The 24,943-nt window shown below is 67.2% G+C and carries 22 protein-coding genes and 2 pseudogenes; 8 read left to right on the top strand and 16 right to left on the bottom strand.

The annotated features are described in order from the left end of the window. Positions 1 to 46: 46 nt before the first annotated feature. Together DL544_RS00965 and DL544_RS00960 are read left to right on the top strand one after the other, a co-directional pair. Complete coding sequence (locus DL544_RS00965; RefSeq protein WP_065178395.1) at positions 47 to 448, top strand: hypothetical protein; 402 nt, start codon at positions 47 to 49, stop codon at positions 446 to 448. A 3-nt stretch (positions 449 to 451) separates the two neighbouring features. Then, positions 452 to 898: a 3-dehydroquinate dehydratase gene (locus DL544_RS00960; RefSeq protein ID WP_004153636.1), complete on the top strand. Its 447-nt coding sequence runs from the start codon at positions 452 to 454 to the stop codon at positions 896 to 898. Positions 899 to 1,015: 117 nt separating this feature from the next. Here the strand turns inward: DL544_RS00960 and dcp are convergent, their stop codons facing one another. The 3 genes from dcp to arfB form a co-directional block, all read right to left on the bottom strand. After that, on the bottom strand, positions 1,016 to 3,172 hold the full coding sequence (gene dcp / locus DL544_RS00955; protein WP_139726600.1) for a peptidyl-dipeptidase Dcp: 2,157 nt from the start codon (positions 3,170 to 3,172) through the stop codon (positions 1,016 to 1,018). A gap of 110 nt (positions 3,173 to 3,282) precedes the next feature. Beyond that, entirely contained in the window at positions 3,283 to 3,885 is a 603-nt protein-coding gene (locus DL544_RS00950) for a lysophospholipid acyltransferase family protein (protein ID WP_005420754.1), read from the bottom strand. 4 nt (positions 3,886 to 3,889) lie between these two features. Continuing rightward, positions 3,890 to 4,321, bottom strand: a complete 432-nt coding sequence (gene arfB / locus DL544_RS00945; protein ID WP_005420755.1) for an alternative ribosome rescue aminoacyl-tRNA hydrolase ArfB — start codon at positions 4,319 to 4,321, stop codon at positions 3,890 to 3,892. A gap of 133 nt (positions 4,322 to 4,454) precedes the next feature. Between arfB and DL544_RS00940 the strand changes: the two genes are divergently transcribed. Next, complete coding sequence (locus DL544_RS00940; protein WP_005420757.1) at positions 4,455 to 4,988, top strand: DUF2059 domain-containing protein; 534 nt, start codon at positions 4,455 to 4,457, stop codon at positions 4,986 to 4,988. Between the two features lie 75 nt (positions 4,989 to 5,063). Here the strand turns inward: DL544_RS00940 and DL544_RS00935 are convergent, their stop codons facing one another. The 4 genes from DL544_RS00935 to DL544_RS00920 form a co-directional block, all read right to left on the bottom strand. Then, positions 5,064 to 5,807 carry a pseudouridine synthase gene (locus DL544_RS00935; RefSeq protein ID WP_139726599.1) on the bottom strand — a complete coding sequence of 248 codons (744 nt, stop codon included), beginning with the start codon at positions 5,805 to 5,807 and terminating at the stop codon, positions 5,064 to 5,066. An 86-nt stretch (positions 5,808 to 5,893) separates the two neighbouring features. Further along, a complete protein-coding gene (locus DL544_RS00930; protein WP_065185663.1) occupies positions 5,894 to 6,445 on the bottom strand; it encodes an O-methyltransferase in 552 nt (183 codons plus the stop codon). Between the two features lie 32 nt (positions 6,446 to 6,477). Beyond that, positions 6,478 to 8,133, bottom strand: coding sequence for a ubiquinone biosynthesis regulatory protein kinase UbiB (gene ubiB, locus DL544_RS00925; RefSeq protein WP_139726598.1), 1,656 nt, complete (start codon positions 8,131 to 8,133; stop codon positions 6,478 to 6,480). Beyond that, on the bottom strand, positions 8,130 to 8,765 hold the full coding sequence (locus tag DL544_RS00920; RefSeq protein WP_005420772.1) for a ubiquinone biosynthesis accessory factor UbiJ: 636 nt from the start codon (positions 8,763 to 8,765) through the stop codon (positions 8,130 to 8,132). Before DL544_RS00920 ends, ubiB begins: the two co-directional genes overlap by 4 nt. A gap of 495 nt (positions 8,766 to 9,260) precedes the next feature. Here DL544_RS00920 and ddlA point away from each other — a divergent pair, with 495 nt between their 5' ends. Then, positions 9,261 to 10,355: a D-alanine--D-alanine ligase gene (ddlA, locus tag DL544_RS00915; protein WP_065178469.1), complete on the top strand. Its 1,095-nt coding sequence runs from the start codon at positions 9,261 to 9,263 to the stop codon at positions 10,353 to 10,355. A 76-nt stretch (positions 10,356 to 10,431) separates the two neighbouring features. Here the strand turns inward: ddlA and DL544_RS00910 are convergent, their stop codons facing one another. The 3 genes and pseudogenes from DL544_RS00910 to oleC all read right to left on the bottom strand — a co-directional run bounded on the left by DL544_RS00910 (position 10,432) and on the right by oleC (position 13,315). Then, positions 10,432 to 10,587: a DUF1328 domain-containing protein gene (locus DL544_RS00910; protein WP_005407633.1), complete on the bottom strand. Its 156-nt coding sequence runs from the start codon at positions 10,585 to 10,587 to the stop codon at positions 10,432 to 10,434. An 81-nt stretch (positions 10,588 to 10,668) separates the two neighbouring features. Beyond that, a pseudogene (gene oleD / locus DL544_RS00905) lies at positions 10,669 to 11,660 on the bottom strand (2-alkyl-3-oxoalkanoate reductase). Next, a complete protein-coding gene (oleC, locus tag DL544_RS00900; RefSeq protein WP_065178390.1) occupies positions 11,657 to 13,315 on the bottom strand; it encodes an olefin beta-lactone synthetase in 1,659 nt (552 codons plus the stop codon). Before oleC ends, oleD begins: the two are co-directional and overlap by 4 nt. 104 nt (positions 13,316 to 13,419) lie before the next feature. Here oleC and DL544_RS00895 point away from each other — a divergent pair, with 104 nt between their 5' ends. Next, positions 13,420 to 13,851 (top strand): YkgJ family cysteine cluster protein, encoded by a 432-nt coding sequence (locus tag DL544_RS00895; protein ID WP_005407630.1) that lies wholly within the window; start codon positions 13,420 to 13,422, stop codon positions 13,849 to 13,851. A 76-nt stretch (positions 13,852 to 13,927) separates the two neighbouring features. Here DL544_RS00895 and DL544_RS00890 read toward each other — a convergent pair whose 3' ends face one another. From DL544_RS00890 to DL544_RS00875, 4 genes are all read right to left on the bottom strand, one after another. Beyond that, complete coding sequence (locus tag DL544_RS00890) at positions 13,928 to 14,818, bottom strand: alpha/beta fold hydrolase (RefSeq protein ID WP_065195998.1); 891 nt, start codon at positions 14,816 to 14,818, stop codon at positions 13,928 to 13,930. A gap of 140 nt (positions 14,819 to 14,958) precedes the next feature. Continuing rightward, positions 14,959 to 15,975: a 3-oxoacyl-ACP synthase III gene (locus DL544_RS00885; protein WP_005420782.1), complete on the bottom strand. Its 1,017-nt coding sequence runs from the start codon at positions 15,973 to 15,975 to the stop codon at positions 14,959 to 14,961. A 101-nt stretch (positions 15,976 to 16,076) separates the two neighbouring features. After that, the gene (locus DL544_RS00880) at positions 16,077 to 16,394 is read right to left on the bottom strand and encodes a DUF4156 domain-containing protein (protein ID WP_005407628.1); all 318 of its coding nucleotides are present in this window, start codon (positions 16,392 to 16,394) and stop codon (positions 16,077 to 16,079) included. Between the two features lie 224 nt (positions 16,395 to 16,618). Then, positions 16,619 to 19,468 carry a M16 family metallopeptidase gene (locus DL544_RS00875; protein WP_139726597.1) on the bottom strand — a complete coding sequence of 950 codons (2,850 nt, stop codon included), beginning with the start codon at positions 19,466 to 19,468 and terminating at the stop codon, positions 16,619 to 16,621. Between the two features lie 416 nt (positions 19,469 to 19,884). On the opposite strand from DL544_RS00875, the gene DL544_RS00870 reads away from it, so the two are divergent. Continuing rightward, positions 19,885 to 20,361: an XAC0231 family protein gene (locus tag DL544_RS00870; protein ID WP_014035556.1), complete on the top strand. Its 477-nt coding sequence runs from the start codon at positions 19,885 to 19,887 to the stop codon at positions 20,359 to 20,361. 69 nt (positions 20,362 to 20,430) lie between these two features. Next, complete coding sequence (locus tag DL544_RS00865; RefSeq protein ID WP_139726596.1) at positions 20,431 to 20,910, top strand: tRNA (cytidine(34)-2'-O)-methyltransferase; 480 nt, start codon at positions 20,431 to 20,433, stop codon at positions 20,908 to 20,910. Positions 20,911 to 21,213: 303 nt separating this feature from the next. On the opposite strand, the gene DL544_RS00860 is transcribed toward DL544_RS00865, so the two are convergent. Both DL544_RS00860 and DL544_RS00855 read right to left on the bottom strand, forming a co-directional pair. Next, positions 21,214 to 21,702, bottom strand: coding sequence for a hypothetical protein (locus DL544_RS00860; protein WP_139726595.1), 489 nt, complete (start codon positions 21,700 to 21,702; stop codon positions 21,214 to 21,216). A gap of 81 nt (positions 21,703 to 21,783) precedes the next feature. Next, the gene (locus DL544_RS00855) at positions 21,784 to 22,947 is read right to left on the bottom strand and encodes an acyl-CoA dehydrogenase family protein (protein ID WP_139726594.1); all 1,164 of its coding nucleotides are present in this window, start codon (positions 22,945 to 22,947) and stop codon (positions 21,784 to 21,786) included. A gap of 257 nt (positions 22,948 to 23,204) precedes the next feature. Here DL544_RS00855 and DL544_RS00850 point away from each other — a divergent pair. Next, positions 23,205 to 24,880, top strand: a pseudogene (locus DL544_RS00850) (electron transfer flavoprotein-ubiquinone oxidoreductase). The last annotated feature ends 63 nt before the right edge of the window (positions 24,881 to 24,943 follow it).

Here is a 24,943-nt window from a genome sequence, read left to right as displayed (position 1 = left end):
CATCGTGTGCCCACCGCGCCACACGGCGCATTCCGCAAGGTGTTGTATGACCCTCCTGGTGATCCGCCACGCCTCTTCGTCGGCACCGCGTCCCCAACTGCCGGCACAGCTGGCCGGCCATCGCGTGCTGTGCAGTGACTGCGCCAGCCTGTCCGAGGTACGCCGGTGCCTGTGCCAGCCGCAGGCGCGCTCGGCCGACTGGGTACTGCTGGATGTCGGTGCCGCCGACGAGGCGCAATGGCAGGCCGAAGGTGGCGCGCTGCAGGCGGCGCTGGAACGGCTGCCGGCGCAGTACATCGAGTTGCAGGCGCCCAGCGAACCTGGTCTGGATGCACGCCTGCGCCTGCAGCACGGCCCCGCCGCCGTGGTGGTCGACCAGCGCAGCCAGCAGGCCGGTTACCCGTTGTCGCTGGCCATTGTCGGCCGCCGCCTGGCGCAGGAGGGCTGAGTCATGTCGATCTTCATCATCCGCGGCCCGGAAGCGGCCGGCGCCCTGATCCGCACCGCGATGCCGCTGCCGGCACCGGTCCTGAAGTCGCTGGTGCATCGCGCGATCGACGCCGGCACCAGCGTGGCGATCCGCGCCTGCGGTTCGGAACAGGAACTACTCGATGCGCTGCGCGTGGCCGACCACAGCCGTGGCGAGGTGACGCTGCTCGATCCGGGTGCGTGTGCCAACAGTCTGCGCCTGCAGCGGCTGCTGCCCTATCTGCACAACGCGTACGTAGAGGTGCATGACGACGGCGCAGTGGCCGAACCGTGCCTGCCGGCCGGTGTCGGCCAGCGCCTGGGCATTGCTGCTGGGTATGGCGCGCAGAGTTATGTGCTGGCGCTGGATATCGCGCTCGATCACCTGGGCCTGGCCGAGCAGGCCAACCGGGTGCACGTGGGGACGTGATCCGCTTGTGTAGAGCCGAGCCCATGCTCGGCTGCGTCTCCAGAAAAAGCCAGCCGAGCATGGGCTCGGCTCTACACAAAGAAAAACGGCGGGGTTGCCCCCGCCGCTTTCTGTTTCTTACTTCAGCCCGCGGAACTTCAGCAGCGGTTCCACCGACGGGTCCTTGCCGCGGAAATCGCGGTACAGGGTCGACAACTCCACGCTGTTGCCGCGCGAGAGGATCTTGTCGCGGAACTCCTGGCCGTTGGCCGCCGTCAGGCCACCGTGTTCGGTGAACCACTGGTAGGCGTCATGGTCCAGCACTTCGGCCCAGAAGTAGGCGTAGTAACCGGCCGAGTAACCACCACCCCAGATGTGGTCGAAGTAGGTGGTGCGGTAACGCGGCGGCACCTGCGGCAGGTCGACCTTGAACTTCTTCAGCACGCTGGCTTCAAAGGCACCGACATCCTGCAGCGGCGCATCGGCCTTCTGCGTGTGCCAGGCCAGGTCGAGCAGCGCGGCCGACAGATACTCGGTGGTCGCATAGCCCTGGTTGAAGCTGCGCGCCTTGAGAATCTTGTCGACCAGTTCCTGCGGCATCGCCTCGCCGGTCTTGTAGTGCTTGGCGTAGTTGGCGAACACCTTCGGGTCCAGTGCCCAGTGCTCGTTGAACTGCGACGGGAACTCGACGAAGTCACGCGAGGTGGCGGTGCCGGCGATCGACGGGTACTTCACGTTCGAGAACATGCCGTGCAGCGCATGGCCGAACTCATGGAACATCGTGGTGACGTCGTCGAAGCTGATCAGCGCCGGCTGGCCGGCGGCCGGCTTGGTGAAGTTGCAGACGTTGTAGACCACCGGCTTGGCACCGGTCAGGCCGTCCTGCTCGACGAACACGTCCATCCAGGCGCCGCCGGACTTGCTGTCACGCTTGAAGTAGTCGGTGTAGAACAGGGCCAGCGAGGTGCCGTCCTTGTCGAACACTTCGTACACCTTCATGTCCGGGTTGTAGGTCGGAATGTCGGTGCGCGGCTTGAAGGTGATGCCATACAGCTGGGTGGCGGCGTAGAAGACGCCGTTCTGCAGCACGTTGTCCAGTTCGAAGTACGGCTTGATCTGCGACTCGTCCAGATCGTACTTGGCCTTGCGCACCTGCTCGGCGTAGAAGTCCCAGTCCGAAGCGGCGACCTGGAATCCGCCCTTCTGCGCGTCGATGACCTTCTGGATCTCACCGGCCTCGGCGCGCGCCTTGGCGGTGGCGGCCGGCACGGTGTCGGTCAGCAGCTTGAGCGCGGCAGCCGGAGTCTTGGCCATCTGGTCGCCCAGCTGATAGTCGGCGAAGGTGTCGAAGCCGAGCAGCTTGGCCTTCTGCGCACGCAGCTGTGCCAGGCGCTGCACGGTCTGCCGGGTGTCGTTGGCATCACCGCGCTCGGCGCGGGTTTCAGAGGCCTTCAGAACGGCGGCACGCTGGTCGCGATCGCTCAGCGAGCCGAGCACCGGCTGCTGGGTGGTGTTCTGCAGCGGCAGCAGGAATTTGCCATCCAGCTTGCGGTCCTTGGCGGCGGCCGCAGCATTGTTGATCGCGCCCTCGTCCAGGCCGGCCAGCTTGGCCTTGTCGTCAACGACAACAGCCGCAGCGGCGGTCGCGGCCACCAGGCGGGTGTGGAACTGGGTGGAGAGCGTGGTCTCTTCCACGTTGAGCTTGCGCAGGGTCGCCTTGTCAGCGTCGGACAGCTGCGCACCGGCGCGCACCAGGCCATCGTAATAGTGCTCGACCAGGCGCTTCTGCACCGGGTCCAGCCCCAGCGTGTCACGCTGGTCGTACAGCGACTTCACGCGCGCGAACAGCTTCGGATCGAGGTTGATCTCATCCTGGTGCGCGGCCAGCTTCGGCGCCACTTCTTCCTGGATCTTCTGGCGCGCATCGTTGGTGTCGGCCTGGACCAGGCCGAAGAAGATGCGCGACACGCGGGTCAGGGTCTCGCCGCTGCGCTCCATCGCCACGATGGTGTTGTCGAAGGTGGCCGGCTCGCTGCTGTCGGCGATCTTGCGCACGTCGGCCAGGTGCTGGCGCATGCCTTCTTCGAAGGCCGGCAGGTAGTCGCTGTCCTTGATCTTGTCGAACGGCGGCGCCTGGAACGGCAGCGTGCTGGCGCTCAGCAGCGGATTGGTGGAGGCTTCGGCCGGCTGCGGGGCCGGGGCTTTCTGGGCATCGGTCACGGGGGTGGACTCCTTGCCGGAACAGGCCGCCAACGCCAGGCTGATGGCGGCGGCCAGGACTACGGTACGCGACATGTAAAACGCTCCTTGGGCAGACGGTATGGATACCAGCCCTCCACCCTACTCCTGTCGCGCTCGCCCGGCATGTGCCGGACGTGGCGTCTATGCGGCGGCCTGCGGCCGGCTCAGACCGTGCCGCGGGTCTTGCCGATCCAGGGCCGGTAGAACTCGCGGATGGCAGCCATGTCGGCCACATCGTCGCCACTCGGGGTGAACAGCGGACCGATGCCGATGGTCTTTTCCGGATAGTGGAAATACGCGGTCAGGATCGGCACGTCGGCCATCCGGGCGATCTTCAGGAAGCCGGCCTTCCACTCCTTCACCGCCTTGCGGGTGCCCTCGGGCGTGATGGCGAACCACATCTTCTCGTTGTTGCGCAGCAGGTCCACCGCCTGGCCCACCGTACCCTGTGGCGAGCTGCGATCGAGCGGAATCACGCCCAGCCGGTGCAGCAACGGGCCCAGCGGCCACCAGAACAGCGACGCCTTGCCCAGCACCTTCACCTTCATGCCGAGCGCGATCTTCGCTGCCATGCCCCACAGCCCGTCCCAGTTGGACGAATGCGGGGCGATGATGAAGACCAGCCTGGGGATGTCAGGCAGGGTGCCGGTCACCTTCCAGCCCCCCATGCGCAGGGTGCAGCGCGCCAGCCAGCGCAGGAAGGCGTTGGGTTTGACCTGCGGCATCTGCGGCGGCACGGCCGGCAGCAACGAAGTCGGGTTGTTCAAGCAATCACTCCCAGTCACGTGATGAGCGCCCGCGCTTGATCTGCGCGCGCCCGCGTTTGGCGTCCAGACGACGCAGTTTCGACCCGAGGGTCGGCTTGGTGGCTTTGCGCGGTTTGGGCACGCTCAGCCCGGCCTGGATGAAGGCCGCCAGCCGCTCGCGCGCATCCTCGCGATTGCGATCCTGGGTGCGGAAACGTTGCGCGTCGATGACCAGCACGCCTTCGCCGGTCATGCGCCGGTCACGCCGCGCCAACAGCCGCGCGCGCAACGGTTCGGGCAACGAGGGCGAGTTGGCCACGTCGAAACGCAGTTCCACCGCAGTGGACACCTTGTTGACGTTCTGGCCGCCGGCGCCACTGGCGCGCACGAACCGCTCGACGATCTCGCCGTCGGGGATTTCAAGCTGCGCGCTGATGGTGACCGGTCCACTGCCCATCCGCGCATTGTAGCGGCAGCCACGTGGTGGAGTGCGCCATCGCGCCCCGTATGCCGCCGATCAGGCGCCGAACACGCCGCCTTCGCCTGGGCTGCAGGTATGCTGGCGGTCCCATGTACCGCAGGAAGCCCGCATGACCCGCTTCGCACCCGCCCTGCCGTCCCTGCTGCGCCGCGCCGCCCTGCTGCTGGCACTGGCCACGGCCAGCGTCCCGGCCCTGGCCGCCCCGCCGACCGACGGCGACATCAACCGCCTGCTGTCGGCCTCGCGCGCGCAGAGCATGATCGACACCATGGTGCCGCAGATCGAAGCCATGCAGCAGCAGCAGTTCCAGCAGGTGGCCGCGCAGCGCCAGCTCACCGCCCAGCAGCAGGAGCAGCTGAAGCGGATCCAGGCGCGGACCAGCCAGACCCTGCGCCAGGCCATGTCGTGGCAGCAGCTGCGGCCGATGTACGTGGACCTGTACAAGAAGACGTTCAGCAAGGAAGACGTGCTGGCGATGGCCGAGTTCTACGAGAGCGCGGCAGGCCAGAGCCTGCTGGACAAGACCCCGGCACTGATGCAGAACGTGATGGTGGCCATCCAGGCGCGCATGCAGCCGCTGTTTGCGGACCTGCAGAAAGACCTGGAAGCGATCGTCAACGAGCCGGAAAAGAAACGAGAATGAGGTAGTGCCGGCCGCTGGCCGGCTCCCCAGTACACCTGGAATCACGCAGCTGCCGGCCAGCGGCCGGCACTACCGTCAAACTGCGTCCACCTGCCAGCCGAACAGGTCCAGTGCCTTCTGGAACTGGCGGTCCAGCGGCGCACTGACATCCACGTTGCCGCCCTCCGGATGCGGAAAGCGCAGGCGCTCGGCGTGCAGCAGCATGCGGTGCACGCCCTGCATGCGGAAGATGCGGTTGTGGCGCCCATCGCCGTGGCTGGTATCGCCGATCATGTGATGTGACAGGTGCTTGAGGTGACGGCGGATCTGCCGGAAGCGCCCGGTCTGCGGCTGGCAGCGCAGCAGCGCGTAGCGCGAGCTGCTGAACTCGCCCACCGGCACCGACAGCTCGCCAGTGGCCAGGCGCTGGAAATCGGTGATCGCCGGCTTCTTCACCGGCTTGCCCGGCCCGCCGTCCAGATCATGGTCCACCCGCCAGGACAGCTCGGCCGGCCAGCCTCGGCAGACTGTCAGGTAGTCCTTGGCCACTACGCCACCCATCAGTGCCTTGCCCAGCGAACTGGCGGTTTCGCGGTCGAAGGCCAGCAGCAGGCAGCCACTGGTGGCCCGGTCCAGGCGGTGCACGAGGAAGATCGGCCGCCCCAGCTGCTCACGCAGGCGGTCGGCCAGGAAATCATCTTCGCCACGGGCCAGCTTGCTGTCGTGGACCATCAGCCCGGCAGGCTTGTTGACCACGGCCAGGCGCTCATCCAGGTGCAGCAGCTGCAGGGGCGCGGTTTCAGTCTCGACCGCGGCGAGGGTGTCAGGTTCGGTACTCACCGCGGGATTATAAGGGTGCCCTGTATGGGGTCAGATCCCTTTTCCACGGGAAAAAGGGATCTGACCCCGGGTCTGTGGCGTGGCAATCAGGCGTTGCGCACGGCCAGCAGTTCGCCGTTGCCCACCGGCACCACGCTGGTGCTGAAGTCCGGATCGGCATCCAGCAGCAGGCACAAGGGCTCCATCTCTTCCGCGTGCGAGGTGGCGTTGTCCACCACCAGCAGGCCCCCCGGCCGCAGCACGCGGCGCAGCTGCGGCCACCAGCCGGCGTACTGCCCGCGGTCCGAATCCAGGAACAACAGGTCGATGCAGCCTTCGCCGGCCTCTGCCAACCACTGCCCGGCATCGCCATGCACCAGCGTGATGTGCGCGGCCAACCCGCTGCGCGCGAACGTGGATCGCGCCAACGCCACCTTGTCCTCGGCGACTTCCAGCGTGGTCACGTGGCCGTCGATGGCGGCTGCGGCTTCGGCCAGCCACAGCGTGGAGTAGCCATTGGAGGTGCCGATTTCCAGTACCCGTCGCGCGGTGCCGAAACGCACCAGCACCGACAGGAATTCACCGGTATCCGGCGTGATGTTGAGCATGCGCCGAGCGCGCTCGGTTTCATGCGCGTCGTTTTCAGCACCGAAGTGCATCAGTTCGTTCTTCAGCGTCTGCAGCACCGGGTCTATCTCCACCACGCGCGCGCCAGCGCCAGCGCGCCGACGGCACCGGACACCCAGCTCCACATCGGCAGGTCGCCCCAGTACCAGCCCGGTGGCTGCAGCACGTACATCAGCGCGGCGATGGCCAGCAGGCCGACGCCGGTGATCGCGCCGACCGCGCGCCTCTGCAGGCGCTGCACGCTGGCATCCAGCGCAACCAGATCGCGCGAGCGCATCGCCAGCTCGTGGCGCCCCTCCACCTGCTGGGTCAGCCAAGCGTGTACCAGGCGCGGCATGTCCGGCGCGTGGGTCATGATTTCCGGCAACCGCTTGCCGATCTCGCGCACCACCCGGCGTGGGCTGTAGCGCTCGCGCAGGATCTTCGCCAGCACCGGCTTGGCCACCGCCCAGATATCGATCTGCGGATCCAGCTGCCGGCCGACACCTTCGATGTTCAGCAGGGTCTTCTGCAGCAGGATCAGCTGCGGCTGCAGGGTCAGCTGGTAGCGCTGCGCCACGCGGAACAGCTTCATCAGCACTTCGGCCAGCGAGATCTGCGACAGTGGGCGGGTGAAGTACGGCTCGCACACCGAACGCACGGCCGCTTCCAGATCATCGATGCGCACGTTGTCCGGCATCCAGCGCGCCTGCACATGCAGTTCGGCGATGCGGCGGTAATCGCGGTTGAAGATGGCCATGAAGTTCTCAGCCAGGTAGTACTGATCCTCCTGCGACAGCTGGCCCATGATGCCGAAGTCCAGCGCGATGAATCGCGGGTTGGCGCGGCGGCCCGGATCGGTGTCGACCCAGATGTTGCCGGCGTGCGCATCGGCATGGAAGAAGTTGTCGCGGAACACCTGGGTGTAGAAGACCCGCACGCCCTTGGCGGCCAGTGCCTTGCGGTCGATGCCCGCCTTGTCGAGCGCGGCGATGTCGTCGGACGGAATGCCCCACACGCGTTCCAGGGTCAGCGCGCGCTCGGCGGTATGGCTCCAGATCACTTCCGGCACATACAGGTCGTCGCTGTTCTCCCAGAAGCGGCGCAGCACGCTGGCATTGGCGCCTTCGCGCTGCAGGTCCAGCTCGGCGGCGAGGGTGTTCTCGACTTCGGCCACCACTTCGCGCGGTCGGATCTTGTCGGCACGCGGATGGGTACGCTCGACCAGCGCGGCCAGCGAGTTGAGCAGGGCGATGTCGGCATCGATCTGCTTCTCGATGCCGGGGCGCAGTACCTTGACCACCACCTGGCGGCCATCGGCCAGCGTGGCCGCATGCACCTGCGCGATCGAAGCCGAGGCCAGTGGTTCGGTATCGAAGCTGGCGAACGCCTCGCTGACCGGCAGGCCAAGCGCTTCCTCGACAATGCGGCGCGCAGTGTCACCGTCGAACGGCTTGACCCGGTCCTGCAGCAGGGTCAGCTCATTGGCCACATCCGGCGGCACCAGGTCGCGGCGTGTGGAGAGGATCTGGCCGAACTTGACGAAGATCGGGCCGAGATCCTGCAGCGCCAGGCGCAGGCGCGCACCGCGCGACTGCGCGGCGATGTCGGCCGAGGCACGCGGCACGAACGGCTTGGCCAGGCGCAGCCAACGCTCGGCCGGCGTGCCCTGCAACAGGTCGTCAAGGCGGTAACGCAGGATCACCCGGCCGATGCGGCTCGCCCGCAGCACGGCCTTCATGCGGCACCCCGCAGGCGCTGCACGCGCGCGCCAAGACGCTCGACGTCATCGCGCAGCACGTCCACATCATCATGGAAGGCATCCAGTTCGGCGCGCGGCACCACGTCGCGCGATTCCTCGGTGATGAATTCGGCGGCGCTGTGGGCCAGGTCGATCGCCCCCTGGCGCGCGTGCTGCAGGGCGCTGCGCAGGGTGTTGGCGACCTGCACGCCCAGTACCTCGCCGAATACGCTGACGAACGGCTGCTGCCAGTCCGGGTCGAAGCCCTTGGCCAGCTGCTGCAGGCGCCGCGCCAGTTCGGCGTCACCGGCCACGCGTACTCGGCCCTTGTTGTTGGACTCGCCGCGCCGTGCGTTGGCCAGCAGCGGCAGCTGCGCCAGCACGCCGGCCAGGCTGCTGCGCACGGCCAGGTCGGCTTCCTGCGCATCCACCGGGCCGACCCGCAGCTGGTCGCCGTCGACGCTGATGCGCATCGCCAGCGACGGCGCTTCCAGGGTCAGGTCAATGTGCCGGCCATCGAGGCTGGCCAGGGCATGGCGGGTATCCGGATCCAGCGCCAGCGCGCGGTTCAGGGCGATCTGCAGGGCGCGGCCAGCGACCGGCTTGAGGGACTTGAGCAGGGAAAGAGCCATGGGCGCATTCTACCTGCGTGGGTGGGGGCTTGGGCCGGGCTGCCGCCCGGCACCCGCGGTAGTGCCGGCCGCTGGCCGGCAACCTCAACACCAACAGCAACAGCATGCATTCCGTGGGATGGCGGGATGGGTCCGGTTGCGGGGGACGCCGTAAACCCCGCTCCGCGGTCCGGCCCAGCCGCTGGCGGCTGGGCGTTCGGGCGCTTGCGAAGCAGTGCTTCGCAAGCAAAGCGCCCTCACCCATGGGGGCTTGGCCGCGGCATCCATGCCGCGGACACCCCGCAACCGGACCCATCCCGCCTTCGACAGTTTCCTGTCGTCCGTGGGGTCGGATCCCGTTGTTGCGCAACGGGCTCCGACCCCTGTTGATGGGCCATGAGGACGGTAGATCCACGCCATGCGTGGATGGATTTCTGGTTCATCTGTGCCTCACGCGGTGGGCCGATGAAGGTTCATGCTATGGGGCCACGCAACGCACAGGACATCGCACTCCCCATGGCACGGACCCGGGTCGGCATCATCTTCGGGGGCAAGTCTTCCGAGCACGAAGTTTCACTGCAGTCGGCGAAGAACATCCTCGATGCGCTTGATCGCGAGCGCTTCGAGCCGGTGCTGGTCGGCATCGACAAGCAGGGCCAGTGGCATCTGAGCGAGCCTGCGACCTTCCTGCTCAATGCCGATGATCCGGCACGCATCGCGCTGCATCGCTCCGGCCAGTCGCTGGCGGTCTTTCCCGGTGCCGAGCAGGCACAGCTGCAGCCCTCCGATGCGGCCAGCGTGCTGGGCCAGATCGATGTGGTGCTGCCGATCGTGCACGGGCCTCTGGGCGAGGACGGTGCGCTGCAGGGGCTGCTGCGCATGGCCAACCTGCCCTTCGTCGGTTCGCCGGTACTGGGCTCGGCAGTGGCGATGGACAAGGACGTGACCAAGCGTCTGCTGCGCGACGCCGGGCTGCAGGTGGCGCCGTGGCTGTGCATCCGCCGCCACCAGGTGGCGGAAGTGGATGTCGATGCGGTGATTGCCCAGCTTGGCCTGCCGCTGTTCGTGAAGCCGGCCAACCAAGGCTCGTCGGTAGGCGTGAGCAAGGTCAAGGATGCGGCGGGCTTTGCCGAAGCGCTGGCATTGGCGCTGCGCTACGACCACAAGGTGCTGGTGGAATCGGCGGTGATCGGCCGCGAGATCGAGTGCGCGGTGCTGGGCAACGAACATCCGCAGGCCAGCCTGTGCGGCGAGGTGGTGGTGCACGACGAGTTCTACGCCTACGACACCAAGTACATCAACGCCGATGGTGCCGAAGTGGTGGTACCCGCGGATATCGATGCCGGCACCCAGGCACGCATCCAGCAGATCGCGCTGCGGGCCTACCAGGCGCTGGAGTGTGCCGGCATGGCGCGCGTGGATGTGTTCCTCACTGCGGGCGGCGACATCATCATCAACGAGGTCAACACGCTGCCGGGCTTCACCCGCATCAGCATGTACCCGAAGCTGTGGGGTGCCAGCGGCGTGGACTACACCACGCTGATCACCCGCCTGATCGAGCTGGCGCTGGAGCGCCATGAGGCCGATCGCGGGCTGCAGAGCGCTGTGTAACGTCGTGATCGCCCGCAGAGTCGAGCATGGCTCGACTCTGCGGAAAGCGATGCCGGCCAGCGGCCGGCACTACCGGCTAGCCGCGCTTGCGGAACATCGAGATCACCGCAAGGATCAGGAACACCACGAACAGGATCCAGGCGATGTTGGTTGCGGCGCCGGCGATTCCGGAGAAACCCAGAACAGCGGCGATGATGGCGATGACAAAGAAGATGATGGCGTAGTGCAGCATGGCGCTCCTCGCGGGTGGTCGAGCCTTGGATGGCGTGGGTCCATCCTCCCGATCCTGCGGTGTGCAACCAGTGACGGCGATCTATGCAGCAGATGAAGCCTTCAGCCTGCGCAGCCCCTCTTCGATGCTGACCTGCGGCACGTAGCCGAAGTCACGGCGCGCCGGTTCCATGCTGTACCAGTGCGGCGTGCACAACTGCTCGGCCAGGAAGCGGGTCAGCGGCGGCTCGCCACGCAGGCGCAGCAGCGGCCACAGCCGCTCGCAGATGGCGCCGACACGGTACGCGGTATTGAAGCTGATCGCCTTGCCCACCGTCGGCGCGCCAACAGCGGCCAGCAGCTTGTTGACCAGCTCGCGCATCGGCAGCGGCTCGCCATTGGAGATGAAGTAGGCCTTGCCCGCACACGCAGCGCCCGGCGCCAGTGCCTCGAAGGCGAGGAAGTGCGCGAGTGCGGCGTTGTCGATGTAGGTGGTGTCCACCCTGTTGTTGCCATCCCCACCAGGCGCAGGCGGCCCTGCCGCGCACGCTCGGCCAGCCTCGGCACCAGCTGCTGGTCGCCTGGGCCCCAGATCAGGCGCGGGCGCAGTGCCACCGTCGCCAGCGACGCATCGTTGGCGGCCAGCACGCGCTGTTCGGCGATTGCCTTGGTAGCCGCATACGGCGCCTGGAAATCTTCGCCGTACGGCACCTCGTCAGCCCCGAGGCCTTCCACCGGGTGCGTGGCACGATGGGTCACGCTGGGCGTGGAGGTGTAGACCAGCCGGTTGATGCCATGCGCGCGGCAGGCCGCGAGGACGTTGTCGGTGCCGACCACGTTGGCCTGGTGGTAGCTGTCATAGCTGCCCCATGCGCCGGCCTTGGCGCCGTTGTGGAACACCGCATCGACGCCGGCCACCGCATGCAGCACCGCCTGCGCATCGGCCAGATCACCGCGGATCTGGCCCACGCCCATCGCCTGCAGTTCCGGGTAATGACTGCGGTTGAACGCCAGCACCTGGTGGCCACGCTCGACCAGCCCGCGGCACAGCGCCTGCCCAAGGAAACCACCGCCACCGGTGACCAGGATCTTCATGCGCGCTTCTCCAGTTCGGTGCTGGCCCAGACGGCGAGCTTCTCGCGGCCGATCTTGGCGTTATGACGGATATCGACGGGGAACGAAGGGTGTACCAGGAAGTGCTCCAGCCCGGCTCCGGCCAGGCATGCGGCGGCCTTGGCACGCAGCGCTTCCTGCAGTGCCGGGCTGTCGGACCGGCCACGCTGCAGCTCCACGCACAGCACCGGCACCTGCGCACCGGCGGCCCCCACGCCAACCAGCGCAGTGCGCGCCACGCCGGCCACGGTGTTGAACATCGGCTCGACCTGCTCGGTGTACAGCGGCCCGCGCGCGGTTTCCACGCGCTGCGTCTTGCGCCCGCAGAACCACAGGCGGCCCTGCACATCGAAATAACCAACGTCGCCCATGCGATGCACCACGCGGGTGCTGCCATCGGCCAGCGTCTCGCGGATCTTCGCCGCCGCAGTGGCCTGCGGGCGGTTGAAGTAGCTGTCGGTGGCGGTCGGCCCGGCCACGGTGATCTCGCCCACCTCGCCGGTGGCCAGCACACGTGCCTGCGACCAGTCGGCCAACGGTGCGTCGTCGATGGCGATGATGCGCACCTCGTTGGGGGCCACCACGTTGCCCACGCAGGTGCCGGCACCGGCCTCGGTCGCCGCGCGGGTGCGCTCCAGTTCGCGGCCTTCGACCACCGCCACCGGCAAGCACTCAGTGGCGCCATAGGGAGTCCAGAACTGCGCATCGGCCGGCAGCAGGCTGCGGATGGTGGCGACCACGTCCGGCGGCACCGGTGCCCCGGCCGAGGTCACCCGGGTCACCGTCGGCAGTGGCCGCCCGTGCCGAGCCAGCACCCGCATCAGCGCTGGCGAGCCGAACAGCTGGGTTACGCCGAAGCGCTGGATGGCATCGTGCAGGCGTCCCGGGTCGGCCTGCGCCGGCCGCGTCGGGTCCATGTCCGGGATCACCGAAGTCAGGCCCAACGCCGGGTCGAACAGCGCGAACGGTGGGAAGGTCGGCAGGTCCACCCCACCCGCTTCCATGCCGAAGGCACTGCCCAGCAGCTGGATCTGGCCGACGAAGTGGCGGTGGCGGTAGACCACGCCCTTGGGCACGCCGGTGGAGCCGCTGGTGAACAGGATCGCCGCCATGTCCTCGCCATCGGTATCGGCCAGCATGGCCCCCCCCTTGGCACCGGCACGTTCCAGCGCGGCCAGGCTGGTACCGCCCCAGCCGAGGCGGCGGCCGACCGTCACCAGCCGGGTGGCCGACGGCGCCCAGCGCAGCACCAGCCGCGCCACATGCGCCAGAGGAATGCCGATGAAGGCCTGCGGCTGCGCCTCGTCCAGGCACTGCTTAAGCGCGCGCCGGTCGATGCCCGGATCGACCAGCACCGGCACTGCGCCCAGCTTGAACAGCGCGAACATCAGCAGGAAGAACTCCGGAGAGGGCCGCACCATCACCACCGTGCGCACGCCACGGCCGATCCCGTAGCCGGCCAGGCCGGCGGCCATGGCATCACTGCGGGCGTCCAGCTGACGGTAATCGAGGGTGACATCGTAGGCGGCCATGCCGTTGCCGGCGCCGCGGCGGCCCGGGCAGCGGATGGCGATCTGGTCGGGGCGTTCACGCGCCAGTTCAGGCAAACGGGCCGCAATGTTGCAGGGTCGGTTCATCCGTTCATTGTCGCCGCTTACGGAATTTCTTGCGCGGCGGCCCACTTCGTGGAAAATCCGCACCCTCGTTCCCGATTCCGACTGCCGCCCGAGGCGGCTTGCCCATGCAACATCCCTGCATGACCTGCGGCGCCTGCTGCACCCAGTACCGCGTGGCCTTCCACTGGATGGAATCGGACGAGGTCACCCCCGGCGGCGTGCCGCATCAGCTCACTGAGGTGCTGGATCCGCACCGCCTGTGCATGCGCGGCACCCATTCCAAGCCGGTGCGCTGCGTCGCGCTGGATGCGCAGATCGGCGTGTATTCACGCTGCACGATCCACCCCAACCGGCCCAGCGTGTGCCGTGAGGTGGATGCATCGTGGGAATACGGCAAGGCCAGCCCGCAGTGCGACAAGGCGCGCATTGCCTATGGCCTGGATCCGCTGACGCCGGCCGACTGGCGCTGGCGCGATGACGCCGACAATGACGACGATCACCCGGACGACAACGGCAACAGCCCGTCCTCGCCACCACAGGCGCCGGTCGCCGCATAATCCGGTGTGCCGACCAACGGTCGGCACCCACCCATACCTTCCACTTGTGGGTGCCGACCGTTGGTCGGCACATCGATCAGATCGGGTTGGCGTCCAGGAACGCGCGGATTTCCGGCACCAGCACGTCCTGCTTGTCTTCCAGCACATAGTGGCCGGCATCCTCGAAGGCATGCACCTGGGCATTCGGCAGCGCGGCCTGGAAGCCCTTCAGGAAATGATGGTCGAACACGAAGTCGCGCAGGCCCCAGCCGAGGAAGGCGGGACGGTCGGCGAACGACGGCAGCGCCTTGCCGGCGCGTTCCAGCAGCGACCAGGCCTTGTCGGCCGGCGACAGCGGGATGTCCTGCATGAAGCGGATGGTGCTGATGCGGTTGGCCCAGCTGTTGTACGGCGACACGTAGGCGCGGCGCACATCGGCCGGCATCTTCCGCTCCACGCCCAGCCACGAGGCACCGGACGAGAACGCGTTGAAGCTGCGGATGATCCACTCGCCGATCTTCCAGTGGCGACCCAGTGCGATCTGCCACGGCATCTTCTTTGCCGCCGGCATCGGGAAGGCAGCGGTGTTGAGCACCACCAGGCGCTTCACCTGCTCGTGGTGCGACAGCGCCCAGCCGAACCCGATCATGCCGCCCCAGTCGTGCACGGCCAGGGTCACCGGGCCGCTGATGCCCAGGTGCTTCAGCAGCGCATCAAGATCGTCCACGCGCGACTGCAGCGTGTACTCATAGCGGCTGTCGTCCGGCTTGTCCGACAGGCCCATGCCGATGTGGTCCGGCACGATGCAGCGGTAGGTGTCCGACAGGCCGGCCACCAGCGTGCGCCAGTAGTAGCTCCACGACGGGTTGCCGTGCACCATCACCACCACCTCGCCATCGCGCGGGCCCTCGTCGAGATAGTTCATCGACAGGCCGGGGCGGACCTCGAAGCGCTGCGGGTGGGCGGGGTAACCGGGAAGATCGCGCATGCGGAGCACCTAAGGAGAGTCGCGGCGCAATGTAGAGCCGAGCCGTTGCTCGGCTGCTCTCCGGTCCGCTGCGGAAGAGCCGCGCTGCGCGCGTGAGCCGAGCATGGCTCGGCTCTACAGGAGGTCGGGCAACGGGCTGCTTACCAGACCACTTCAGCCATCGAGCAGTTCAGGCCCGAGCCAATACCCAGAAGCGCGATGCGATCACCCTTCTTCAGCTTGCCCAGCTGCTTGAGCTTGCTCAGCACGATCGGCACCGAGGCCGGGCCGATGTTGCCGTGCTCGCCGAAGATGGTCATGACCTTCTTCGGGTCGATGCCGAAGTTCTTGATGAACGCGGCGGTGTGCGGTTGGCTGACCTGGTGGATCACGAACTGGTCCAGCTCCTCCACGGCCCAGCCGAGTGCGATCTTGGCGGCGCTGAAGGTCTTCTGCGCCAGCTTGATGCCTTCGATCAGCAACAGGCGGGTGTCGGTGACCATGCGGTCCAGGTTGCCCAGGCACAGCTGGTTCCACTCGGTGGCCGAGCGGGTCACGCCGCCCTTGTAGCGCGGCGCGTCCGGCACCAGCTCCGCGCGCGCCATCACCATCGCGGCGGCGCCCGACCCGGTGGTCAGCGCGGCCAGCTCGTTGCGGAAGTCATCGGCGGTGACGTCCGGGGCGGTCATGCGCTCCAGGGTCTTCTCGTACACCAGGTTGGCGGTCTCGCCGTCCACCACCAGCGCGTAGTCGATATCACCGCGCTCGATCATGCGCGCCGCGATGTCCATGCCGTTGATGAAGGCCAGGCAGGCGTTGGCGACGTCGAAGGTCATGCATTCGTCGCTGACACCGAGGTTGCCCGACACGATGGAGGCCGTGGACGGCTCCAGGTAGTCGCGGCTGACCGAGGTGTTGACCAGCAGGCCGACCTGGGTCGCGGTGATGCCCGCGTCTTCCAGTGCCTTACGGCCGGCCATGGTGGCGGCGTCCGACGCCAGCACGCCGTTGTCCCACAGGCGGCGGGCGTGGATGCCGGCGATGTCGCCGAGCACATCGGTGCGGATACCCAGGCGATCCAACGTCGGCTGCAGGCGTTCGTTGATTTCCTTGGTCGTCAGCGTATGCGGTGCGTCGACGTGTGCCAGGCCGGCGATCGAGACATTCTTGAAGAGCATCGAGGTTAGCGCCAAGGCTCAGGCAAAAGGGGGCGCTATTCTATAACCCCGGGCTTTCACCGCATCTTTACGAATTCAGCCTCGGCCGTATGGTGAAGCGTTCAGCGCGGCGGGCACTGGAACGCGGCGAAGCGCTGGCTGCCATCGGCGGGGGCCGCAGCGGCCTGGACGGCATTGGCGCCGGCGCTCGGGGCCTCGTTGCGGGCCAGGGTTTCCAGCTCTTCCTGCACCCGCAGCGGGTTGCGGTTGTAGAAGCCGACCTTGCTCTTCACGGTGACCACCACCTCGCCCTTGGCGATGCAGCCGGCCGGAACCGGCCCTGCCGGCAGCACGCGGGTTGCCTTGCCGGCCGGTTCGATCGGCACCCAGGTACAGGCGGTGACGGTGAGCAGCAGGGAGGAAAGCAGCAGAACGCGCATGGGCAGATCCTGGAAGGGTATGGGGGATTCTGCCTGAACAGCCTGAATCGGGGGTAGCCGAGGCCGGGGTCAGAGCCCCCTGCGGGGGATCCGACCCCAGATCGGCAGAGGGGTCGGATCCCCCGCAGGGGGCTCTGACCCCGCCTTCGGGTCACGGAGTTGCCGGCCAGCGGCCGGCACTACCCGGGGGAGCCGGCCCGCCACATGGCGGGCCGGGTCTTGCCTTATTTCTTGACCGGGTTGCCTTCGGCGTCGATCACCGTCACCTCGCCCAGGTTCAGCGCGCGCACGGCCGCTTCGGTCTGCTTGAGGTCACCCACCACCACCCAGGTCAGGGCCTGCGGCTTGATCTCGGCGGCGGCCTGCTGCACCTGCGCCGGGGTCATCGCTTCGATCTCGGCCTTGCGCCGCAGCACGTAGTCGTCCGGGCGCTTGAACTGCACGATCGAACCGATGGTCGACGCCACCGCACTGGCGGTCTCGTAGGCACCGGGCAGGCTCAGGGTCTGGATGTTGCGGATGCGGTTGACCTCGGCAGCGGTGGCCGGCTTGCTGCCATCGGCGAACGCGGCGATTTCCTTGCGCATTTCCGCCAGTGCCGGGCCGGTCTTGTCGATCTGCACCGGCGCGCTGGCCATCCACGGGCGCTGGCCCACCGAACTGACCGCGCTGCTGCGCGCACCGTACGACCAGTGCTTGTCCTCGCGCAGGTTCATGTTCAGGCGCGAGGTGAAGTCGCCGCCGATCACGCCGTTGGCGATGTCGAAGCGGGTCGAACTGGTGGCGCTGGAAGGTGCCACCACCTGGCCGGCGAACAGGTTGGCCTGTACCGCGCCCGGCTGGTCGATCAGGAACACGCGCGGGCCATTCGGGAGCGCAACGTCGGTGGCCGCCTTCACCTGCGGGGCCTCGCCACTGGCCTTCCAGTCGCCCAGCTGCTTGTCCAGCAGCGGCACGATCTCGGCCAGGGTGGTGTCGCCGACCACGATCAGGGTGCCGTTCTGCGGGCGCAGCCAGTCGTGGTGGAAGTCGACCAGGTCCTCGCGGGTCAGGCCGTTGATCGCCGCCTCGTCACCGCTACCGGTAAACGGAATGGCATACGGGTGGCCCTTGCCATACAGCAGCGGGGGCAGCACGCGCATCGCCACCGCACCCGGGTTCACCTTCTCCTGCTGGATGCCAGCGATCCAGCTCGCCTTGACCCGGTCGATCTCGCCCTGCTCGAAGCGCGGTTCGCGCAGCAGGTCGCGGTACAGCGCCAGCGACGGTGCCAGGTTTTCCTTCAGTGCCGACAGGTCCACGCTCATCGAATCCAGGCCGGCCGAAGCATCCAGGCTGGCGCCCAGCGCATCCGCGGCGTCGGCGAAGGCCAGCGAGCCCAGCTTGCCGGCGCCTTCGGTCATCAGGCTCATGGTGAAGTTGGCGGTGCCCGGCTTGCGGCCCTGGTCGGCACTGAAGCCGCCCGGGAACTGGTAGCTGAACTGCACCACCGGAATCTCGTGGCGCTCGGCCAGGATCACCTGGGTGCCGTTCTTCAGCGTGGCACGCTGCAGCGCCGGGAACTTCAGCTGCGGGAACTCGCGGGTCTGCGGCACGCCGGCCTTGCGGTCGACCTGCTCGGGCAGGGTGCTGTACTTCGGGTCCACCGCCGGCACGGTGAACGGCTTCGGCGCCTGGCTCGGGTCTTCCTTCAGCGCCACGCGCTCACCCGGTGCGATCACCAGGGTGTGACTGCCCTTGTCCAGCCACTGCGCGCCCAGCCGGCTCAGATCAGCAGCACTGGCCTTCTCGATGTTGGCCAGCGAGGTACGGAAGCAGCCCGGGTCGCCGGTGAACACCGCACATTCTGCAAGGGCGTCGGCCTTGCCGCCGAAGCCACCGATGCGCTCGATGCCGCGGATGAAGCCTGCGCGGGCACCGGTCTTGGCACGCTCCAGTTCGGCCGCGGTCGGGCCCTGCTTGATCAGCCGGTCCAGTTCCTCGTCGATGATCTTCTCGACCTTGGCCGGGTCCTGGCCCTGCTTGACCGTCGCCATGATCACGAAGTTCGAGCCCAACTGCGAGGTCGACAGGCCCGACGCGATGCTGTCCACCAGCTTGTCCTGGTGCTGCAGGCGCTGGCTCAGGCGCGAAGACTTCGCACCGCCGAGCACCTGCGCGAACAACTGCAGCTGATCGACCTCGGTGGTGCCGACCTGCGGCACGTTCCAGGCGCGGTAGATGCGCGCCTGCGGTACCTTGTCGGTCATCGTCTCGCGCGTGTCGGCACTACGCTTGGCCACGTTCACCGCCGGCTGCGCCATGGTCGGGCCGGCCGGGATGCTGCCGAAGTACCTGGCGACCTTTTCCTTGGCGGTGGCCAGGTCGATGTCGCCGGCCAGCACCAGCACCGCATTGTTCGGGCCGTACCAGGTGCGGAACCAGGTCTTCACGTCATCCAGCGACGCCGCGTTCAGATCGTTCATCGACCCGATCACGCCGTGGTGGTACGGGTGGCCCACCGGGTACAGCGCCTTGTTGAGCTGGTCCCAGGCCTGGCCGTAGGGCTGGTTCTCGCCCTGGCGCTTCTCGTTCTGCACCACGCCACGCTGCTCGTCCAGCGCGGCCTGGTCGATCGCACCGACCAGATGGCCCATGCGGTCCGATTCCATCCACAGTGCCATGTCCAGCGCGGTGGTCGGCACGTTCTCGAAGTAATTGGTGCGGTCGGTGTTGGTGGTGCCGTTCTGGTTGGTGGCACCCACCTGCTTGAACGGCTCGAAGAACTCGCCGTCGTGGTTTTCGCTGCCCTGGAACATCAGGTGTTCGAACAGGTGCGCAAAGCCGGTACGGCCAGCCGGCTCGTCCTTGCTGCCCACGTGGTACCAGACGTTGACCGCAACGATCGGCGCCTTGCGATCGGTATGCACGATCACGCGCAGGCCGTTGGGCAGGGTGAACTGCTCGTACGGGATATCGACCTTGGCCGGTGCCGCCGGCTTGGCGGCGAGCGCATGGGTGGGCGCGAGCGTGCCCAGGGCGGTGCTGAGGGCGACGGCCAGCAGTGCAGCGCGCGGGCGAAGGGCGAGAGACATATCCGGATCCTTGGTCACATAGGTGAACCCCGATCCTAGCCTGCGCGCGCGGCGGCCGGAATCGGTCGCCAGTCACTGGGGGTGTTTGCCCAGATGGCCATCCAGCCCGACGCCCAGGGGCGCTCTTGAAACGTCACAGACGCCGGCTGAAGGCGTCCGGACAGTGTCCGCGGCTTATCGAATGGACAGGTGTCCGCCCAGCGGACACTTTCGGGACCACATAAAAGCCTTGCAAATCAATAACTAAAAGTTGGCACGCGGATTGCTTGGTACTTCCTGCGCCAAGAAGGGCTTCAGACAAAAGCTGACTGAAGACTGAACAAGTGCAGGAAATCGAAAATTTCTCTTGCATGCCCAGAACTGGTGTACTACCTTACTACCACACCACTGCTCACCAACACTAAACAGGCCCCGTCATGAACGCCAAGACCATTGCCATCGCCATCGCCCTGATCGCCGGCACCGCGGTTGTTTCGTCGGTGCAGGCCTCCGAATCGATCAAGACCCTGTCCACCGTGCAGGTTCGCCCTGCCGCCGACCAGCTGGCCCAGCAGGCCTGGGAACAGGCCAGCGGCATCCCGACCCTGGCCACCGTGGAAGTGCGCCCCAGCGCCGACCAGCTGGCTGAGCGCAACGGCTACGTCGCCGCCCCGGTCGCCGCCGCGATGCCGATCACCACCCTGGCCTCGGTGGAAGTGCGCCCGAGCCTGGAACAGCGCGTCGCCCTGGCCGCCGAACTGGAAGCCCAGCGCTACGCCGCCACCCTGGCTGCCGCTGCCACCAACGTCGCCAACTCGGTCATCGTCAACCTGCCAGCCCTGCAGGTGCGTCCGAGCGCTGCCGACCTGCAGGCCCTGGCCACCGAAACCGCCCAGGTCCTGCTGCGCCCGTAACCGGTGCCGCCCTGCCCCGCGCAGGGCGTGCGCCGTAAAGGCGGCGGTCGTCGCAGGTACACTGCGCCGATGAATGCCGCGCCCCAGTTCCACGTGATCCTGTTCCACCCGGAAATCCCGCCCAACACGGGCAATGTGATCCGGCTCTGCGCCAACACCGGCGCGCAGCTGCACCTGGTCGAGCCGCTCGGTTTCGCACTGGAAGACAAGCAGCTCAAGCGCGCCGGCCTGGACTACCACGAGTACTCGCGCCTGCAGGTCCACCCCGACCTGGACACCGCGCTGGCGCGGATCGCACCAAAGCGGTTGTTCGCCCTGAGTACGCGTGCCAGCGTCCGCTATGACAGCGTGGCCTTCGAAGACGGTGATGCGTTCCTGTTCGGCCCGGAAAGCCGTGGCCTGCCGCAGGAGATGCTCGATGCCCTGCCCGATGGCCGCCGCCTGCGCCTGCCGATGCGGCCGGACAACCGCAGCCTCAATCTTTCCAACACCGTTGCGGTGGTGATGTACGAGGCGTGGCGGCAGCATGGGTTTGCCGGTGGGGCGTAGCGCCACGCGTCTCTCTTCTGCCTGATTGTTGCTGTGGCGGGCGCATGCGTTCATGGGCGTTACTTTTCTTTCCGCGCGGAAAGAAAAGTAACCAAAAGAAACGCGCCGCCGTCTGCGAGCCGGTGCTGCGCACCGGTACCCTGCGCTCCTCGGCCCGCCGGGGAACGGCGCGGAACTCGCTGCGCTCAGACACCCGCGCCTCTTCGCCCCCGTCGGTCCTGTGGTGCTCGGCTCGCTTCAAGGCGGACCCAACAGCCGCGCGGTAGATCCACGCCATGCGTGGATGCGTTCCGCCTGGATCAATCAGGGGCGCGCGCCATCGCATTGCCCGGAACGCGTGCGATTGCCCACAGAAGAAAACTCCAGGCCATCAATATCGGCATGCGCACCGCACATGCCCAAGCCCGTTGCCGTCGGGTCGATCCCGCCGGATGAGACTTTCAGTACACCTGCATGTTTCTCGATAGCCACTGTGCCTGGTTCGGACTGATGAATCAGTTTTCCGCCTTCTGGCTTCATATGCAGCACGAAGGAGCAGACGTGCTGCATCGACTGGGTACTGTGCAGCTCAACCCTATAGCCGAGTGATTCTTCGACAATCGACAGGCTGTCCCTGAACCCATCGCGGCAACTGCGTCCGCTGCCCGGTTCGGTACACAGATCGCTCGCCTGCGAATAGCTGCCTGCCCATGCCGCATCATCCCTGTTGCCTGCCCACGCCATCTGCAGCACGGAGGCTTGGAAGAGCAGCGGGAGGCACAACAGCTGCCTCACAGCGGGATTGTTCTTCATTCAGCTTGCATCTCCGGATAGGCGTCCCTTGCCGCCCACCCTACCCGCAATGCCGGCCAGCGGCCGGCACTACCGGTGCACTTAGAACGCGTTGATGCCGGTCAGTTCGCGGCCGATCACCAGCTGGTGCACGGTCTCGGTGCCTTCATAGGTGATCACCGATTCCAGGTTCAGCGCGTGGCGGATCGCCACGTGCTCGGTGGTGATCCCAGCCCCACCAAGCAGATCGCGACACTCGCGGGCGATGTCAATCGCCATGCGGCAGTTGTTCCACTTGGCCAGGCTGACCTGCTGCGGCTGCAGCTGGCCGGCTTCCTTCAGGCGGCCCAGCTGCAAGGCCAGCAGCTGCGCGGTGGTGATGCGGCGGGCCATCTCGGCCAGCTTGATCTGCGCGCTCTGCGTGGCCGCCAGCGGACGACCAAACAGCACGCGCTCCTTGGCATAGCCCAGCGCTTCATCCAGGCAGGCAATCGCCGCACCGATCGGCCCCCAGCTGATGCCGTAACGGGCCTGGGTCAGGCAGCCCAGCGGCCCCTTCAGGCCCTTCACGTTCGGCAGGCGATGGCTGTCGGGCACGCGCACGTCATCGAAGTACAGCGCGCCAGTGAGCGAGGCACGCAGGCTCATCTTGTGCTTGATTTCCTGGGTGCTGAAGCCGGCCATGCCCTTCTCCAGCACGAAGCCCTGGATCCCGTCCTCGGTCTGCGCCCAGACGATGGCCAGGTCGGCCACCGGGCCGCTGGTGATCCACATCTTGCTGCCGCTGATGCGCCAGTCGCTGCCGTCGCGCACCGCACGGGTCTTCATGCTGGCCGGATCGGAACCGCCGTGCGCTTCGGTCAGGCCGAAGCAGCCGATCAGTTCGCCGCGCGCCATCGGCGGCAGCCACTGCTGGCGCTGCTCCTCGCTGCCGTAGGCGTAGATCGGGTACATGCACAGCGAACTCTGCACCGAGACGAAACTGCGCAGGCCGGAGTCGCCGCGCTCCAGCTCCTGGCAGATCAGGCCATAGCTGACCGCACCCAGGCCGCCGCCGCCGTACTCGGCCGGCAGGGTAGCGCCGAGCAGGCCCAGCGCGGCGATGTCCGGCACCAGCTCGGCGGGGAAACGGGCCTGGTCGAAGGCATCGCCGATGATCGGCAGCACCCGCTCGTTGGTGAAGCGGGCGACGCTTTCCTGCACCGCGCGCTCCTCCTCGTTGAGCAGGGAACGGACATCGAAAAGATCGTACGGATGCAAAGCCATGGCACTCACGCGCAGTCAGGACCCGGTCATTGTCGGTCATCCGGGCAGAGCGTGCCGGCCAAGGTCGGCACCCACCAGAGCTGCGGCCCTACGCTGCATTGCAGCAATCCGGACGTGAACATCATCGATCTAGCTCGATCACGCGCGGCCCGGTACCCTGACACATTCAAACAACCGTTTCGCCCGTGGCATCACGCGCGATTCCCAGGCACCGCCGGTGGCCCCGATGCCGGCCCTACCCACGAGTCATGCAATCGATGAGCGCTGAAGCCAACGCCCTGCCCCCGCGTGAAGTAATGGAATTCGACGTGGTGATCGTCGGTGCCGGCCCCGCCGGCCTGGCCACCGCGATCCGGCTGCGCCAGCGCGCGATCGAAGCCGGCCGCGAGCTGTCGGTGTGCGTGCTGGAGAAGGGTTCCGAACCGGGCGCGCACGTGCTGTCCGGCGCGGTGATGGATCCGCGCGCGCTGACCGAGCTGTTCCCGGACTGGGCCGAGCGCGGCGCACCGCTGAAGCAGAAGGTCACCCGCGACGAATTCCTGTTCCTCAGCGAGACCGGCGCGCGCAGCACCCCCAACGCGCTGCTGCCGGAGTGCTTCCACAACGAAGGCAACTACATCATCAGCCTGGGCGAAGTGACCCGCTGGCTGGCGCAACAGGCCGAGGCGCTGGAGGTTGCGATCTTCCCTGGCTTCGCCGCTGCAGAAGTGCTGTGCGGCGACAACGGCGAGGTGATCGGCGTGGCCACCGGCGACATGGGCATCGAGAAGGACGGCAGCATCGGCCCGGCCTTCGAGCGTGGGATGGCGCTGCACGCCAAGTACACGATCTTCGCCGAAGGTGCGCGCGGCCACCTCGGTCGCCAGCTGATCGCCCGCTACAAACTGGACGAAGGCAAGGACCCGCAGGCCTACGGCATCGGCATCAAGGAGCTGTGGCAGATCGACCCGGCCAGGCATGAGCCGGGCCTGGTGGTGCATGCGGCTGGCTGGCCGCTGGACAGCGACACCTACGGCGGCGCGTTCCTGTACCACGCCGACGGCGGCAAGGTCGCCATTGGTTACGTGGTCGGCCTGGACTACAAGAACCCGTGGCTGAGCCCGTTCGAGGAGTTCCAGCGTTTCAAGACCCATCCCTCCATCCGCAAGCACCTGGAGGGCGGCACCCGCATCGGTTACGGCGCCCGTGCGATCACCGCCGGCGGCCTGCTGTCGCTGCCGAAGACGGTGTTCCCCGGGGGGCGCTGGTCGGCTGCGAAGCCGGCTACCTCAACGCCAGCCGCATCAAGGGCAGCCATGCCGCGATCAAGACCGGCATGCTGTGCGCCGACGCCGCGTTCGACGCGCTGGCCGCCGATCGCCAGCACGATGAACTGAGCGCCTACCCGAAGGCGTTTGAAGCCAGCTGGCTGTTCACCGAACTGCAGCAGGCCAAGAACTTCAAGCAGTGGTTCAAGAAGGGCCAGACCGTTGCCACGCTGATGACCGGCGTGGAGCAGTGGCTGCTGCCGAAGCTGGGCGTGCGCAATCCGCCGTGGACCCTGCACCGCACCCAGCCGGACCACGCCTGCCTGGAGCCGGCGTCGCAGCACACCCGCATCGCCTACCCCAAGCCCGATGGCGTGCTGACCTTCGATCGTCTCAGCTCGGTGTTCCTGAGCAGCACCAACCACGACGAGAACCAGCCCAGCCACCTGACGCTGAAGGATCCGAGCATTCCGGTGAAGGTGAACCTGGCCGAGTACGCCGGTCCCGAAGCCCGTTACTGCCCGGCCGGCGTGTACGAGTTCGTCGGCGACGCCGACAACGCGCGCCTGCAGATCAACGCGCAGAACTGCGTGCACTGCAAGACCTGCGACATCAAGGATCCGACCCAGAACATCGTCTGGGTGACCCCGCAGGGCGGCGGCGGCCCGAACTACTCGGGCATGTGATCGCCCCGGGCTGCGACCGCGTGTCGCAGCCCGGCCGCTCCACCGCACCGCTATCCTGCCCGC

The organism is Stenotrophomonas sp. pho (genome assembly GCF_006228405.1).
Lineage (GTDB): Bacteria > Pseudomonadota > Gammaproteobacteria > Xanthomonadales > Xanthomonadaceae > Stenotrophomonas > Stenotrophomonas sepilia.
The sequence above is the reverse complement of the archived record's forward strand: the minus strand, read 5'-3'. Positions and strand labels throughout refer to the sequence as shown.

Excerpts from the sequence above, each read along its gene's own strand:
- DL544_RS00910 (WP_005407633.1), bottom strand. The coding sequence starts at position 10,587 with ATGCTGCACTACGCCATCATCTTCTTTGTCATCGCCATCATCGCCGCT.
- dcp (WP_139726600.1), bottom strand. The coding sequence starts at position 3,172 with ATGTCGCGTACCGTAGTCCTGGCCGCCGCCATCAGCCTGGCGTTGGCG.
- DL544_RS00875 (WP_139726597.1), bottom strand. The coding sequence starts at position 19,468 with ATGTCTCTCGCCCTTCGCCCGCGCGCTGCACTGCTGGCCGTCGCCCTC.
- oleC (WP_065178390.1), bottom strand. The coding sequence starts at position 13,315 with ATGAACCGACCCTGCAACATTGCGGCCCGTTTGCCTGAACTGGCGCGT.
- DL544_RS00865 (WP_139726596.1), top strand. The coding sequence starts at position 20,431 with ATGAATGCCGCGCCCCAGTTCCACGTGATCCTGTTCCACCCGGAAATC.
- ubiB (WP_139726598.1), bottom strand. The coding sequence starts at position 8,133 with ATGAAGGCCGTGCTGCGGGCGAGCCGCATCGGCCGGGTGATCCTGCGT.
- DL544_RS00940 (WP_005420757.1), top strand. The coding sequence starts at position 4,455 with ATGACCCGCTTCGCACCCGCCCTGCCGTCCCTGCTGCGCCGCGCCGCC.
- DL544_RS00880 (WP_005407628.1), bottom strand. The coding sequence starts at position 16,394 with ATGCGCGTTCTGCTGCTTTCCTCCCTGCTGCTCACCGTCACCGCCTGT.
- DL544_RS00930 (WP_065185663.1), bottom strand. The coding sequence starts at position 6,445 with ATGCACTTCGGTGCTGAAAACGACGCGCATGAAACCGAGCGCGCTCGG.
- DL544_RS00920 (WP_005420772.1), bottom strand. The coding sequence starts at position 8,765 with ATGGCTCTTTCCCTGCTCAAGTCCCTCAAGCCGGTCGCTGGCCGCGCC.
- DL544_RS00885 (WP_005420782.1), bottom strand. The coding sequence starts at position 15,975 with ATGCTCTTCAAGAATGTCTCGATCGCCGGCCTGGCACACGTCGACGCA.
- DL544_RS00895 (WP_005407630.1), top strand. The coding sequence starts at position 13,420 with ATGCAACATCCCTGCATGACCTGCGGCGCCTGCTGCACCCAGTACCGC.
- DL544_RS00965 (WP_065178395.1), top strand. The coding sequence starts at position 47 with ATGACCCTCCTGGTGATCCGCCACGCCTCTTCGTCGGCACCGCGTCCC.
- ddlA (WP_065178469.1), top strand. The coding sequence starts at position 9,261 with ATGGCACGGACCCGGGTCGGCATCATCTTCGGGGGCAAGTCTTCCGAG.
- DL544_RS00860 (WP_139726595.1), bottom strand. The coding sequence starts at position 21,702 with ATGAAGAACAATCCCGCTGTGAGGCAGCTGTTGTGCCTCCCGCTGCTC.
- DL544_RS00855 (WP_139726594.1), bottom strand. The coding sequence starts at position 22,947 with ATGGCTTTGCATCCGTACGATCTTTTCGATGTCCGTTCCCTGCTCAAC.
- DL544_RS00870 (WP_014035556.1), top strand. The coding sequence starts at position 19,885 with ATGAACGCCAAGACCATTGCCATCGCCATCGCCCTGATCGCCGGCACC.
- DL544_RS00890 (WP_065195998.1), bottom strand. The coding sequence starts at position 14,818 with ATGCGCGATCTTCCCGGTTACCCCGCCCACCCGCAGCGCTTCGAGGTC.
- DL544_RS00960 (WP_004153636.1), top strand. The coding sequence starts at position 452 with ATGTCGATCTTCATCATCCGCGGCCCGGAAGCGGCCGGCGCCCTGATC.
- arfB (WP_005420755.1), bottom strand. The coding sequence starts at position 4,321 with ATGGGCAGTGGACCGGTCACCATCAGCGCGCAGCTTGAAATCCCCGAC.